General features: G+C 42.0%; 8 protein-coding genes. All 8 read right to left on the minus strand.

Annotation, left to right across the window (positions count from 1 at the left end; genetic code table 11):
- Positions 1–56: 56 nt before the first annotated feature.
- The 8 genes from BLS33_RS22765 to BLS33_RS22795 all read right to left on the minus strand — a co-directional run bounded on the left by BLS33_RS22765 (position 57) and on the right by BLS33_RS22795 (position 15,426).
- A complete protein-coding gene (locus tag BLS33_RS22765) occupies positions 57–1,640 on the minus strand; it encodes a RagB/SusD family nutrient uptake outer membrane protein (RefSeq protein ID WP_089895318.1) in 1,584 nt (527 codons plus the stop codon).
- A gap of 12 nt (positions 1,641–1,652) precedes the next feature.
- A complete protein-coding gene (locus BLS33_RS22770) occupies positions 1,653–4,694 on the minus strand; it encodes a SusC/RagA family TonB-linked outer membrane protein (protein ID WP_245731616.1) in 3,042 nt (1,013 codons plus the stop codon).
- Positions 4,695–5,213: 519 nt separating this feature from the next.
- Positions 5,214–9,260: a hybrid sensor histidine kinase/response regulator gene (locus BLS33_RS22775; protein ID WP_176801486.1), complete on the minus strand. Its 4,047-nt coding sequence runs from the start codon at positions 9,258–9,260 to the stop codon at positions 5,214–5,216.
- A 221-nt stretch (positions 9,261–9,481) separates the two neighbouring features.
- Positions 9,482–10,417, minus strand: a complete 936-nt coding sequence (locus BLS33_RS25095) for a sulfatase-like hydrolase/transferase (protein ID WP_218129629.1) — start codon at positions 10,415–10,417, stop codon at positions 9,482–9,484.
- Positions 10,417–11,007, minus strand: coding sequence for a sulfatase-like hydrolase/transferase (locus tag BLS33_RS25100; protein WP_218129630.1), 591 nt, complete (start codon positions 11,005–11,007; stop codon positions 10,417–10,419). Before BLS33_RS25100 ends, BLS33_RS25095 begins: the two co-directional genes overlap by 1 nt.
- Positions 11,008–11,032: 25 nt before the next feature.
- Positions 11,033–12,946, minus strand: a complete 1,914-nt coding sequence (locus BLS33_RS22785) for an ulvan lysase-like protein (RefSeq protein ID WP_089895322.1) — start codon at positions 12,944–12,946, stop codon at positions 11,033–11,035.
- 34 nt (positions 12,947–12,980) lie between these two features.
- Positions 12,981–14,084 carry a glycoside hydrolase family 88/105 protein gene (locus BLS33_RS22790; RefSeq protein ID WP_089895324.1) on the minus strand — a complete coding sequence of 368 codons (1,104 nt, stop codon included), beginning with the start codon at positions 14,082–14,084 and terminating at the stop codon, positions 12,981–12,983.
- Positions 14,085–14,334: 250 nt separating this feature from the next.
- On the minus strand, positions 14,335–15,426 hold the full coding sequence (locus BLS33_RS22795) for a Fic family protein (protein WP_089895326.1): 1,092 nt from the start codon (positions 15,424–15,426) through the stop codon (positions 14,335–14,337).
- Positions 15,427–15,528 lie beyond the last annotated feature (102 nt).

Raw genomic sequence — 15,528 nt, forward strand, 5'->3', positions numbered from 1 at the left:
AACTCATAAAAATATAATATTGAATCTGATTTTTAAATTACATTCGGTATTGAAGATCAGCGATACCCATTATTTGTGGGATCTGATTCCAACAAGGCCGGGTTTAATTCCAGTTCTTGTAAAGGAATGGGTAATAGTACATGGTAGGGTTTAATATTCACATTCGGTTCCCAGAAGCGGTATTCCAGGTTTTGTACCACATCCAATAAAATTCCCCATCTGATCAGGTCATACCTTCTATGTGCCTCTCCGGCCAATTCCCATTTACGTTCATCGTAAATCGCTTCCCTAAACCCCTGTTGGCTCAAACCGACAAGTTCCCATTCGGCTTGAGTGGCATAGGCACGCTGCCTTATAGGATGAATATATTGGTAGGCATTGGCGGGGCCATTGAGTTCATTTTCACATTCGGCGGCCATCAAATACACATCGGCCAAGCGAAATACCAATCTGTTGTCTTCGTGGTTGAAACGGGGCGAGGTATCTACATTTAAATTCCAGAATTTAGGCATATAGGGAAAATTTAATTCAAATCCCAAATAAGTGTCAGCGATATTCAAGGGTCTCCTCAGGTCGTTCAGTGGAAATTTTTCGGCAAAATCTTTTGAAGCAACTTGCAATCCTGTACCGTTAAAGGCTTCGCCTCGTGCACTTAGAGCATCGCCCAGGGCGCCTCTTTCATCGGAGTTCTTGGGCTCATCCCTTAAACGCGGACTAAACATACTGGGCCTCCAGTTTCCATTACCAAAAACGGCGGGCAAGGTGCCATCTTCTCTAACCGTGCCCTCTTCGAATTGGCCCCTGATATCTTTGGCAAAGTCTAAGGACCATATGATTTCAGCATTGTATTCATTGGCAGGATCAAAAACTTCGGCGTAAGTAGGCAGTAACGAATGTGGAGATTCATTAATGATCTCAAGACATTTACTTAAACCTGCCTGCCAGTTCTGCTGCTTCATATATATTTTCGCCTCAACAATGGCAGCGGCCCATTTAGTGGCACGACCCCTATGATCGTCAGGGTATGAAGATTGCAAATTGGCCTGTGCAAATTGTAAATCTGCCAAAACGCCATTTATTATGGTCGCTTCATCGGTTCTGTCCAAGACCCTGACCTCATCAAGTGTCAAGGGTTCGGTATAATAAGGTGCAGCGCCCCAGAGGTTGGTTATATGCCAATAGCATAAAGCGCGCATAAACGTTACCTCCGCAATCATATCTGTTTGTGCATCTTGACCTATGGCCTCATTTCCCGTAACCCTTTCAATAACAATGTTTGCATTGAAAATAATTCTATAAAGGTCTTTCCAGGTATCCGAAACACTCATTTTTTGAACGGACACATCCGCCAGAGCCTCGTTCATTGAGTAGTTGCCAATGGGTTCTACAAAATTTGCAGAACGGTTGGGTTCTATAATATCGGCCCCATTGTCGTAGAAGTGATCAAGGCCCACTTGGCCATAAATGGAATTATTCTTTAAAATGGCATAGATGCCATTGACTGCCTGTCTTGCGTCATTTTCCGAAGCAAAAAAGGTTTCTGGAGCAATAAGGGCCCTAGGCTCTTCTTCTAAGAACTTCTCACAACCTAGGCATGAGAAAATAATCAGGGCGTATAAAATAATATTTTTTGTTTTCATCTGAGTTTTTGATTAAAAAGTTACGTTAAGACCAAGTGTTAAAACTCGTGGATTGGGATATTCCCCATCAGAAAATCCCTGGGCTATGTTGCCGAGCCCGGTTCTTCCGAAATTACTGGTTTCCGGATCTATCAATCTGAAATCGGAGAACAACAATAAATTACTTCCCGACACATAGAGGGACATGTTTTTTACCCTGTCTCCCCATCCCATTTTCTCCACAGGAAAATTGTAGGCTATTCTAGCTGTTTTAAGGCGTATATGTGACCCGTCTTCCACATACTCCGAGTTAGGAGGCGTGTTTGTTACAGAATCCCCTCCTGCCCTCGGAATATCCGAAGTAGGATTATTTATTGTCCAGCGGTCGCGTAAATCACCAAATTTGGTTGTTTCGCCACGATTGAAATAATGATTGCGCATTCTGAGATTATATACCTCATTCCCTGTTGTTCCTTGAAAGTAAAACGAGAAATCCAAATTTTTATAGGAAAATGAATTTTCGAAACCAAAAATCAAGTCGGGTAGCGGACTGCCCAAAACAACGTTATCTTCAGTAGAAATAATACCATCACCATTTAGGTCCTCAAATCGGGACCCTCCAACAACTTGAGGATCTGTCAAACCAGATGCATCAATTTCTTCTTGACTCTTCCAAGTTCCCAAATAGCGAACCCCTGTAAACACAGGAACCGATTCACCTACGATCAAACGAGTATTACCTGAACCTAAAATTGCATCTACCGTAACATCAATAAAATCTACCCCTCCAAGATCCAATATTTTATTTTTATTGGATGACAGGGTCAATGTGGAATTCCAATTGAAGTTATCAGTGTTGATATTAGTTGAATTTATAAGAAATTCCCAACCTTTGTTTTCCAAAGACCCAACGTTTTGCAATTGACTGGTAAAGCCCGTTTGCCGCGGTATGGTGACATCTAGCAATAGGTCATTTGTCTCTTTTTGATAATAATTGAATTCAGTAAATAATCTACCGCCGAACATTGATGCTTCAAGTGCTATATCGAGCGAAGTGGTAGTTTCCCATTTTAAATTTGGATTTGAAGGTCGGCCCAGTGTTAAACCTGGTACCTCAGCTCCATTAAGTGTAGTGTTCGCTTCGGTCAGGACACCTAGTGTTCTGTAAGGGTCAATTGCCTGGTTACCGGATTTACCGTAGCTGGCCCTTAACTTCAAATCCCTGAAAAAGCTTTGATCTTGCATAAACGACTCTTCACTAATTTTCCAGGCTCCGGCAATTGATGGATAGAACTCATATTTATTTCCTTCTGCGAAAACAGAACTACCATCTGTTCTACCTACCAAGGTTAATAGGTATTTATCTTTATACGTATAATTTAGCCTTCCGAAAAAAGATGCAATTTGAAACCCGGTAAAATCGCTACTGACTACAGATCTGGTAGGGTCGGAAAAACCAAGGTTATTAAAGCCGGCGGCATCACTGGTAATACCAAACGCTTCTGCTTCGGCTATTTCGGTCGATACTTTCTGAAATGAGGCCCCGGCGAGTGCGGTTACACTATGATTTTCACCAAAATCGGATTGATATTGTATCGTATTTTCATTATTCCATCCCGAACTGGCCACTGTTCGTACACTGGCCCTACCAAGGTCTCCTACCTCCAGTAAATCAGGGCTTTGACTTGAAGTAAATCTATTTTGCTTGATATTATTAAATTCCGGACTAAACGTCGACCGAATCATCCACTTTGGCCATGGACTATACTCCAAATAAGCCGTTGCTAACAAGTTATTGGTAAATGTCTCGTTTGTATTTAATTGGGCATTTGCTATAGGATTCGACCAAGGGGAGCCTACAATTTCGTCAAACCCATTAAATGTTCCGTCATCATTATATATGGGTTGCGTTGGAAGGTTTGCAAAGACATTGCCATAACCGACCACACCATTATCTTGATTGATCCTGGAGTAATTGATTCGGAAACCTGTTTTCAATTTGTCGCTTAACTTTAAATCAAGGTTTGATCTAAAAATGTATTTTTCAATACCAGTGCTGATGATAAGACCATCTTGATTGAAATAATTTAGGGAGTTGTAGTAATTGACATTACCGTTTTCCGAAGTACCTGCGATAGAAATATCCGCATTATAAATGGGTGAAGGATCCATCAGTAGGTCATACCAGTCGTTGTTGGGATAGGTAGATGGGTCATTAGGAAATGGTATTGCCGCCGACCTAAACTCCGCGCTTTCATTGGTAAATGCAATTTGTTCTGCTTGGGAAAGCATGTCTGGTTGTTCAGGTACCATTTGCATACTGGTATAGACGCCCACACTTACTTGAGGTCTTCCAAACCCGGCACCAGCGCCATTCTTGGTAGTTACCAATACTACGCCATTCGCCCCTCTTGAACCATAAATAGCGATAGAGGAAGCATCTTTTAATATCTCGATCGACTTAATGTCGTTGGCGTTGATATTATTCAAGTTGAAATTAGTACCTACGACGATACCATCAATGACCCAAAGCGGTTCATTGCTTCCAGTAATTGAATTGCCACCCCTTACTCTTATCACAGTACCGGCGCCTGGTGCACCACTGGTTTGGGTTACCTGAACACCGGCAGCCCTACCCTGTAAGACTTGATCAACCCTTGATGACGGAATTTGCGTTATCTCTTCAGAGCTTACCGTAGATACCGATCCGGTTAAATCTGATTTCGTTGTGGTACCGTAACCAATGACTACTACCTCATCGAGTTCGTTGCCGGCTTCCAGCACGACATTAATTTGGGTCTGGCTACCTACTTTAACTTCTTTTGCGGTGTATCCGATATAGGAAAATTGTAGGATATCGCCTGGTCCCGCTTCGATCGTATAATTGCCGTCGAAGTCGGTACTAACTCCCCTTGTGGTGCCTTTTACTACCACGGATGCCCCTGGTAGGGGTCCGTCATCTGCTAAAACCGTGCCAGTAATATTGGTGTCTTGCGCCATGCCCATGTTACTGCAAAGGGTTATGGCAAACAATGTCAAAAGCCATTTGAAACGCTCGGAAATCTTGTTTTTCATAGTTTAAATGTTTAGAATGTGTTTAGTTATAATAGCGGGAGAAGAACATGCTATCCTCATGGGCCTTTGGCATGCAAACTGGCATAAGCATGTTCGTTAACGTTATTTTAACACACCAATAATACGCGCTTCTCTTAAAGAAACTTTCCTGTACTATGCTGGAAAAGAGGTGTTTCGAACTTTTTTCCTCCTTTAGTGTATTTTTATCCACCTTTTGCTATTGCGATTTCGAAAATGTCAAGACTTAGGTCTTTGAAGTAGCTCTAATTATCAAATTTCCCGAAAACCGTAGTGGAATAATTATTTAAAAGTGAATTGGTTTCACGCGATGAAACCGAACTGTGGTTTTAAGTTGGTGAAACGATCTGTTATACTAAACAATGAGAGGATGAAATTAGTAAGAGCCAATCGGGAGGTTGAATTTCAATGAGGTTTTTATGTTCTTCATGGCCTTAATTGGAGATCAATTTCACCTAAATGAAGATTTCATGGCCTATGGTAACAGCAAAGCTGTAGGCCCTATGCCATAGTATCAGAAAACTTTTTGAGATATTTCGAAGGGGTCATCCCATGCTTTTTTTGGAAACATCTGCTAAAATATTTTGGGTCTTTAAATCCAACGTTATAGCTTACTTCTGAAATATTGATGTCACCCTGTTCCAAATATTGGGCTGCCCGCTTTAAGCGCATTTCATTGATGAATCCATTAGGGGTAAAGTTGGTCCATGCTTTTATTTTTGCAAATAATATGGTACGGCTAACCCCTAGTTCTTTACAAAAAGCAGTGATATCGAATTGTTCGTTCGAAATGTTATCCTCGACTACATTGATTGCCTTTTTCAGCAGTTTTTCGTCCAATGAGGAAACCGTAAGCTCACTAGGCGCTAAATCGGTCTCATTTGAGAATTTATCCTTTAAACGCCTAGCGGAGTCCAATAAATTTTTCACCCTAAGCTTAAACTCTTTAATGTTAAATGGTTTACTGATATAATCGTCAGCACCGCTTTCAAGACCTTTGAACTTATAAATCAAAGAGGTACGGGCCGTAAGTAAGATCACCGGAATATGGCTCGTTCTAAGATTCTGCTTTATTTGTCCGCACAGTTCGGTTCCCGCCATTTCGGGCATCATAACATCGCTGACAATCAGGTCTGGAATATGTTTAAGGGCCCTTTTTAAACCTTGCTTGCCATTTTCGGCTTCCAGAATGGAATATTCTTTTTTCAAGAGGTTTTTGATAAACGACCTTAACTGTTTATTGTCTTCGACAATAAGAACGACCGGCACATTTTTGTCTTTCGTTAAATCATCAATGGAATCATAAAAGACTGCTTCATTATCCTTCAACTGCGAGGTATATTGAACGAGATCGTCACTGAACCTGAAACCATCGATAATTTCCGTTTTCGCAAGGTGTTTCTTTCCTAAAGGTAAGGTTACTTCAAATTTTGAGCCTTGATGTTCTTTGCTGGAAACGGTAATCGTGCCACTATGAAGTTTGACGATATTCTTTGCGATAGAAAGTCCAATGCCCGTACCCGGGTTTTGCCCTTCCTTGATGTCGACAACGGGAGGGATTTCGAAAAAGCGGTCGAATACTTTATCAATATGTTTATCTTTAATACCGATTCCGGAATCTTCTACACTCACGTGAACCGTATTTTCCTCTTCCCGTATTTCAATGGCTATATTCCCACCATTGGGGGTATACTTAAAAGCATTGGAGATTAAATTGTAAAAAACCTGTTCTAGTTTTGGCCTGTCATAAAAAACCGCAATATGATCTTGTGCATTTTTAAAGGTATATGTGTAGCCTTTCAGTTTGGCGAACTCGGTAAATGACAAATAGATTTCCTGTAAAAACTTTACTATATTCCCCTCTGCCACCTGCAGTTTAGATTGACGGTTTTCCAATTTTCTGAAGTACATCAGCCTATTAATAAGTTGTAGTAAATGGTTGGCGCTACTTTCTATAGTCAATAGTTTTTTGTACATAAGGCTACTTCCTTTGTATTCGGCAAGTAGTTGTTGCAACGGGCCCAAAATAAGGGTCAGAGGTGTTCTAAGGTCGTGTGAAATGTTGGTAAAGAATTCTAATTTGGCCTGGTGGGCCTCCTCTTTCCTTTCATTTTCCATTTGTTCCCATCGTAAATCTTGTTTCAGCCTGGCCTTTGATTTTATTATGGTATAAAGGGTGAACATGGCCGATAAAGTCAACAGGCTATAAGCCAAATACGCCCAAACGCTTTTCCACGGCGCCGGTTTTACTACTATTTTCAAGGTGGTAGGGGTATTATTCCAAACCCCATCATTATTGGCACCTTTAACCTCGAACAGGTAATCGCCAGGTTTTTGAAGCGTGTAGGAAGCCTCGGTTTTATCGGTATATATCCAAAAATCATCAAGACCGATAAGACGATAGGCGTAGTGGTTGTTGTGTGGATTAATAAAATTTGGCAAGGCATAATTAATGGAAAAGTTCGCATTGTCGTGGCTTAAGGTTATTGATTGGGTATAGGCAATGGACTTAGTTAGGGTTTCTTGATCACGATGTATGGGTACTGACTGATTCTTGATTTTTAAATCTGATAGTACCACTTTGGGGGCATGCTCGTTCTTAACAATCTTTGTGGGGTCAAACGAGATAACCCCTTCGGCTCCGCCGAAGTAAAACCGGGAGCCCTCGAGCAGTAAACCGGCGTTAGGACTAAATTCGTTCGTGTTCAACTTATCCTGCTGGTCATAGATCACATAGGTATTATTTGAAATATCGTAATCGATAATCCCCTTATCGGAGCTCATCCATAAATGTCTCTGTCCACCCTCAAGAATTGTATAAATTGTACTTATTGAATTATGCTCGTCGAGCAGAACCCTGTCAAAACCTGTACCGTTGAATTTTTGAAGTCCTTTACTTTTTGTACCCACCCATATTTGTTGGGTGCTATCTTCAAAAAGTGTTTTGATATCATCACCCGAAAAGGCATCTACAAAATATTTCGTTACTTCGTAAGTGTCGTCATTCTTAAAATGGATAAAGTTGAGTCCGCCCAATCCTCCAGCCCATACGTTGCCATCGTTGTCCAAAACTAAGGTCTTGATGATGTTCGATGATAAGCGGGGTTCTTGCCCCAAGGTTCTACCAAATACCTTAAATTCTTTTTTTTGCAGATCGTACTTTACAAGCCCTTTACCAAAGGTTCCTATCCAATACATGCCCTTTTTGTCCTTTTTAATTACGTACACCCCCGTGTTTTTCAAATATTCATTTAGCTCATCCGATATCACATGGTCCAATATTCTTTTTGCCCGAATATCATATACATATACCCCATAATTTAGTACCCCGATCCATAGCCTGTTTTCGTCGTCAAGCAACAGGGTCTGAATGCTATTGGGCCGAAATTGACTGGGGTCGGACACATTGATAACATCCAGTATGTCTTGTTGAGGGGTTAGAACCGTTAGGTCACCGCCTTCGGTTCCGAAATAAATGTTTGAGTTTTTATCTGAAATGATGGCGGTTACCACATTATTGTCTAGTTCATTGTTGGTGAAATGAACAAAGTTCTCATTGGACGCATTCCACATATTGATACCCGCATTATAGGTGCCTGCCCATACCGTTCCATTTCTATCTTTGAATATCGATTTTATAAAATTTTGACTGAGGCCCGTCAAATTGTTCCTGTGGCTTTCAAGTACCGTTATCTCATTTTGAGGCCCAATGATTTTAATTCCCTGCGTTGTTCCTAGCCAAATACTTCCTTTATCGGAGTGTTGCAATACGCGTACATCGGCAGTAGGGGGTATCCCTTTAAAATGCGGGATAATAAACTTTTCTTCGGAGGTGTCAAAAAGCACATAACCGTTGTATTTGGTCGCCAACCCTAGTGTATTGGGCGCCGTTTCAATAATATCTTGAATAAACAGGTTGTCTTGATTTTCTTTCCATTCAAATTGTTTGAAAACAAAAACATTATCATCCCTGCTTTTTAGTTTAGCCAATCCAGCAGCAGTTGCTACCCAAATATTCCCCATGCTATCTACAAAAATCCTCTGTACGTTATTATAGGGTAAACCCGTAGGATTATTTTTTGTATAGGGAATATTCGTAAATGCATCCTGTTTTTTATCGTAAACCGAAATTCCGTTTGCAGTGCCGAACCAGATTTCTCCCGAGGCCATTACCCTGCTGCAAATCACGACGGGGTTGATTAAAGAATTATCCTCTTCGGTCTGATTGTAGCGTTTAAAGGTATTTTTTAAGGGATCATATTTGTTTAGCCCGTTGTAGGTTCCCACCCAAATATATCCATCACGATCTTCGGTAATTGAAAGAATATCACTATTGCCTATGCTGGTAGAATCGTTCGGATCATTTTTATAGACTTCAAAATGGGTGCCATCATATTTGTTCAGTCCGTTTCTGGTACCGAACCACATTTGTCCCAAGGTATCTTGTGCTATGGCAATAACCGAATTGTTCGAGAGACCATCTATAACCGACAGATGTTTAAGCTGCAGGTTGCCGCTCTGGCACCAAAGACCTTTGGTTAGCAGCAAAGAAAATATGATAAACCAGACTCGGCGTAAAGAAAGTTTCATAAAATCTTATGAGTATGCATATTAAGATACAAAATGAACCCAAATTAGCATACGAATGGAAATTAAAATTTGGGTTTCTATTTTTGTTTAGAGGTGGCCCTTGGTCAAGAAGGCCTGCCTTTCAAGTCGGAGTTGCCGGGCCACCTAACGGATTATTCCGTTTAAAGCGCTATGCCTTTTTATCGAGAGGCACCGATTACCTTAACGGGTTTTCCCTCCAAGCCACTTGTACGTGCTTTCTGTTCCACAAAATAAGGTTGAAACGTATAGGAAGAGTTCGGGTCCCATGCCTTGTTAATTTGGGGCAAATGCTTTTTCAAAGCCTGTTTTTCATCCTGATAATCATGATTATATGCTTGGTTTGTAAATTCGTTCGGATCGTTGCGATGATCGTAAAATTCTTCCTTGCCGTCTTCGTATTTAATATATCGAAAGCGATCTGATTTCACCGCATGATTGTTCATTCCGAAGGTTGTGATCGCCACCGAGGGTTCTTCATCGATTCGGCCCGTCATTATTGGCACCAAACTTTTGCCTTCGTTTCTTTCGTAAGCCGGAAGCCCGCATAATTCCAGCAATGTGGGGTAAATGGAAAGCATCTCTACCGGTTTCCCAATGATTTTTCCCTTCGGGAGTCCAGGAGCGGAAAAGAAGAGCGGTGCCTTGGTTGCCGTGTTCCAAAGCGCATGCTTGGCAAAAGTGCCCTTTTCACCTAAACGATAGCCATGATCCGACCATAATACAATGACCGTATTGTTCACATACTCACTGTTTTCAAGGGCATCCAACAGACGACCGATTTCATGGTCCACAAAACTGATACACGCCAAATAAGCCTGAATAATTTTTGGCCATTCCCCACTTTTAATGGCCCACTCCGTGGAGGGCATCATGGGCAGATCATTTATTTTTAAGGCAACGGGAGGTACGTCGTTCAAATCACCGCTAAGATACGGCCTTGTTTTGATGCTGTCTAAAGGGTGCAGGTCAAACCATTTTTGGGGTACGTACAAGGGTACATGAACACGTAAAAAACCGATGCCCATAAAGAACGGTTTGTCGTAGGTCTTGTTCAATCGCTCAGCAACCCAATCAACCGATCTGTGGTCGGGCATTAAGGAATCGGCCTCGGGAAAAGCGCCCCAATCGGTGCTTGTACGACCATATCTTTTTCTGTCGGAGGAGCCATAACCGTCCCAAACAAAACGTTCAGGCGGGTAAGGGCCAAACCCCTTTTCCCTGCCGCCCGATTCGTCGAAAACACCATCGGGGGGGCATGGTCATGGAACAACTTGCCAATGCCCATGGTATGGTAACCATTCGTTTTAAAATATTCCGGGAGCATCACGATGTCTTTGGTCGCAGGGTTTTCGGAACGTATTTTGTTGTCGTCGATCATACCATAAATACCCGTGGTCGATGGACGCAGACCTGTCATTAACGACGCTCTTGAGGGCCCGCACAACGGTGCTTGGCAATGGGCATCGGAAAACACGACTCCCCTGGCGGCCAACCTGTCAAGATTAGGAGTTGTTGTGTTGGAATAACTATCCAAAACCCCTAACATATTGTTCAGGTCATCAACAGCAATAAACAATACATTGGGGTGTTCTTTTTTTGTGGTGTCAACAGTCTTATTTTGCTCTTTGCAGGAACTTAAAAAAAATAGCCCCAGCGCAAAAATTAAATAAGTTAGATTTTTCATTAGAATGAATTTTTATAAGGTTCCGCTAAACGACTTCTATGGTTATTTCCACCTCCTTATTTTCTTCAAAATAGGCTATAATGGGTACGGCCTCTGCCCCGGGCACCATATTAAAGAGTCTTTCTTTAGGAATTTCCTTTATTTTCAAAGAAACATTTGCCTTAATGGATACCAAACCTTCCGGTTTTTGGATGGTTATTTGGTTCGGTTCGGGATGTGTCACTTTCTCTCCCGTGGGTGATATAACAGGAAGTACAAAAGCCGTTTGTTTCTTTATCGGTTGGGGAGTTTTAGCCGTAATTCGAAGTTTATCCTTTGAACATGTATAGGAAAGTTCAAAGTCCGATGCGGTTTCCGTTACAACTTCATTTGATTCATTTTTAAGCTGTGCTTTGGCCATTATTTGAATTTCGCCCTGGCTATCCGCAGAATTCATTATTGCCGCCCGATCAAATATATTCGAATACCAAACATCGTTCTTAAAAGTTTCCACCCGCGGGGTAAATGCAAAATCTTCCCCTGGGTTGGGTTGCTGATTGTAGGGCTCGACCAATTTGTACACGGCCATGCTTGCCGCACATAATAGACCTGCCCTGTTGTGGTATAGAACTGAAGGAGCCCCGCCGGTTGCCTGTCTGTAATCTCCATCTTTATAGATGGCGTCATAGGTCGTAACCGTTCCACGCCAATCACCACGGGCAAAAAGTGTAGTATCTAAATCGGAAAAATGTTTTAAGCCATCTGCGGTGGCCCTAGGCAATTGGGCGGATAAATTGATTTCCGGAAGATGGTCCCAACTGTCTAGTATTACGGCAAGATTTTTAGAATGGGCAAAGGTATGGTGAACGCAGGGTTTTATGCCATGTGACAAGTAATGGATGCCTCCGTGCAGGAGACCGTCGGCCGTGCAACGTTGTAGTAGTTCGGTGCTTTTTACCGCCGCGGTACCCAATGCAGGATTGGTATGCGCCATCATCGCGAACGCGGGTTGACAGCCATCTGTCGTACGGCTTCCCCAATAGCTCCATTTAAACTGTCGGGTTCCCCAGCTATTGTCCCAACCTCCATCGGGTAACATAAATTCTAGGTGGCTGTTCAATGATTTTGTCAACAGCTCCAACAGATCTTCATCGTTTTCTTGCAAGGCATAAAGCACTAGACCATTTAGGGATTCCTCTACGTTATAACCCAAATCAACACCATGTAGGCCCTTGTCACTTAACTTATCGGCCGTGGGCTTAACTTCACCAAAGAGCAGATAATTTGGTCTGGTAAAATAAGCTTTTACATCTTCCGCAAGTTCTTTACTGCGGGCCATATAGGTTTCATTTTGGAGCACCCTGCCTATAAGATTTAATCCATACACCGCCGTTGCCCCGTAGTTAATGTTGGTAAATGCAATCGTAAATTTCTCGTAGATGAACTCAGCTGCCCTGCTTAAACGTTCCGTCCATCTTTCACGACGCCCATTGTCTAGAAGGTCCCCGTGGTAATGAAGTGTTTCCGCCAAGGCTATGGCACCAAATATGGTAATACCGTTCCAAGATTTTGGGTCAAGGGTGTTTGACCAACTACCATCGGGCAAGCTTACGTTCTTTTCCCATTCAAAAACAGCGATTCCGGCATCTAGATATTTCTTTTCGCCGGTCGCCTTGGCCATATGGAAGAACGGATACACGGCGTCCATACAACGGCCATGTACTACATCACACGCAGGACATTTTAAAAGGCCATGCAGCTTGGGGTTCTCGGGTTCGATTACTTGAACTCTGATCATACCGTCACACCAGTCTTTTAATAAGTCTTGCGTAAGTTTTTTAAACGCTAAAGAATGTTCTCGGGTTAGGTTATCGGAACATGAATTGAACCATGGCCCTAGCGAAAGCGTAAGCCCGGCACTTCCTAGGGTAGAGAGTTGTAAAAATTCCTTCCGTTTCATATGTTACCGGTTTACCTGATATTCGTACTCCCTTTTAATTAGCCCCGACCATCTTGTAGATTTCCGACCCTGCGCTCAAAAATGCGCCGGTTCCGTAGACCTCGGTTTTATTGGCACTTGCATTCCCCGGAGCGGCACCGATCGGTTGCACATACCCTAACATGCCATCTTCGTTTACGTAACCTGTCATTGCTTTCCAACCGCTTTGCACTGCTTTCTTGAACTTCGGGCCATTCAAGATACCTCGGTTGATTCCCCAGGCAAGGCCGTAGATAAAAAATGAAGAACCGCTGGTCTCAGGAGTTGGGTAGAACTCTTTGCCCAAAAGGCTCATGGCCCAATGCCCCTCAGGTGTTTGCAGCTCTATGAGCCTATCTGCCATTTTTTTATAGATGTCAAGAAAGTAACTATATTCGCTGGTTTCCGGTTTCAGATTGGATAGAATATCTGCCAATCCGGCAAAGACCCAGCCATTTCCCCGGCCCCAAAAGATTTTGGTCCCTTTATCCAGCTTGCCTTTAAACCTTTCGTCCCTATAGTATAAATGCTCTTCGGTATCAAACAAGAATTCGGTGGTAGCCTTGTATTCATCGAGCATGAAGTCTAAATATTTCTGCTCCCCTGTTATGCTATACAGATCTGCCCAGACGGGGGGCGACATAAAAAGGGCATCGCACCAATTCCATCGATCTTGATGGTACGGGGTAGCCCAGTTCAATTTGGTATTGGCGGGATGATGCAGTATATAATTGAACTGTTCTATAGTAGGCTCCAACATCTCTTTTTGATTATATTTTCCGTATAATGCAGCATACATGCGACCTACCGCATGGTCGTCGGCATGGTATTTTCGCTCGTGCAGTTGCCAGTTATTTTGGTCGCCGATTCCCTTTAACCAATTATAATAGGTGTCATTATCGGCCATTTCGGCCCATTTGGCCATGCCAACATAAAGCGCGGCATTCGTCCAATGTAATGCATGATGGGGCTTGTCGTTGCTGTAAGCGTCATTGATATGCATTATCTGCCAATCGGCAACCTTTTTCATTATATTTTTCACCTCGTTGGGCTTGATATCTTGTGTATAAGACAAATGAATAGATAAAACTGAAATAAACAGTAAGTGAATCGTTTTCATAAAAAAAGTTTAGGAATTTATTTTTCTAAAATCAAAATAGAACCTTTTATTCCGTTAGGAATGAATCTATGGAAACAACAATGTTAATGGAATTTTTCTGGATTGGTATCCTGTTCTGTCCTGTGAACACTACACGTTAAAGATGTTTTTAACTACTCAAGTTATCTCATTCAAAACCATACAAACGTGTTTTTTCAGGAATGCCAAATTTGGATTTTGGACTTGCAGCACTAAATGAAGTTTCGCTCGATTACATATTGATTTCATATCGCGTACTCCGACCTCCTCCTGTAGGTTTAAAGATACCTTTCTCGACTAAATCCTGTAAATCCCTGGTTGCAGTGGCTTTTGATGCACTGGTTAAAGAAAGGTATTTTCTGGCATTCATGCCTCCTTCAAAACCTTTGTGGCCTTCATCCAACATTCTACGAACTACTTTTTGCTGTCTCTCATTCAGAACATCCTTATGTTGGTCAAAAAACTTGGTTTTTTTTAATGTGAATTCAATTTCTTGCTCGGCATCGATTTGAGTCTCTAAAACGGTTTTGACAAAGTAGTTTATCCAATCGGTGATTTCATTGGAACGTTGAGCAGCTTTTAGGGCTTCGTAATACCTGTTTTTATTCCCTTCAATGGATTTGGACAAACTGAACAAAACCGGCCGACCGATGCTTTGTGAAAGCGCTTTTTCGGCTATTACACGGCCAATCCTTCCATTTCCATCTTCGAAAGGATGTATGGATTCAAAATAGAGATGGGCGATGGCAGCACTTATGATCGGCTTTTTAATTTTCTTTTCAGAAGCATTGAACCACATAATGAAATTAACCATTTCGGAAGAAACAGTATTTGAAGGTGGGGCTTCAAAATGGACGACCTCTCTGCCCATTGCTCCAGAGACAATCTGCATAGGTTCATCATGCGAACGCCATTGACCTACTTGAATGCCATGACTTCCCCTCATTAGCATTGAATGCCAATCAAACAAGGTCTTAGCTGTCAAAGGTTTTGAGAAATCATTTCGAACGGCCAACATCAGTTCCGCAATACCTTCCGCTCTTTTGTCTTTAGTCAGCGGAAGATTGGGTTGAATACCTAAATTTCTTTTGATGGAAGACATCACATCATTACGGCTCAAATACTCCCCTTCAATTTCTGAGGTTTTGATAGCTTCTGAAACCATTAAGTTTATCATGGTTTCTGTTTGCTCAGTTTCTGAAAGTCCTTCCAATACTCCACCAATGCGCCCAGTACGCTGGGCAAAATCAAAGAGTAAATCTTCAATAGCATCGGTTTGGTATTGAAAATTAGGCCAGTCTTTTTGTTGCCAGTTGTATTTCATGAGCCGATTAGATATTTTATTCGGCTCAAAAATAGTAAAAATATGAGTTGATTAATAAATTTATTTGGCTCAGGATTCGGCTTGAGCTAAATTCATGACTTA

The organism is Kriegella aquimaris (assembly GCF_900103215.1).
Classification (GTDB): domain Bacteria; phylum Bacteroidota; class Bacteroidia; order Flavobacteriales; family Flavobacteriaceae; genus Kriegella; species Kriegella aquimaris.

Excerpts from the sequence above, each read along its gene's own strand:
- BLS33_RS22765 (WP_089895318.1), bottom strand. The coding sequence starts at position 1,640 with ATGAAAACAAAAAATATTATTTTATACGCCCTGATTATTTTCTCATGC.
- BLS33_RS22785 (WP_089895322.1), bottom strand. The coding sequence starts at position 12,946 with ATGAAACGGAAGGAATTTTTACAACTCTCTACCCTAGGAAGTGCCGGG.
- BLS33_RS22770 (WP_245731616.1), bottom strand. The coding sequence starts at position 4,694 with ATGAAAAACAAGATTTCCGAGCGTTTCAAATGGCTTTTGACATTGTTT.
- BLS33_RS25095 (WP_218129629.1), bottom strand. The coding sequence starts at position 10,417 with ATGCCCGACCACAGATCGGTTGATTGGGTTGCTGAGCGATTGAACAAG.
- BLS33_RS22795 (WP_089895326.1), bottom strand. The coding sequence starts at position 15,426 with ATGAAATACAACTGGCAACAAAAAGACTGGCCTAATTTTCAATACCAA.
- BLS33_RS22790 (WP_089895324.1), bottom strand. The coding sequence starts at position 14,084 with ATGAAAACGATTCACTTACTGTTTATTTCAGTTTTATCTATTCATTTG.
- BLS33_RS25100 (WP_218129630.1), bottom strand. The coding sequence starts at position 11,007 with ATGAAAAATCTAACTTATTTAATTTTTGCGCTGGGGCTATTTTTTTTA.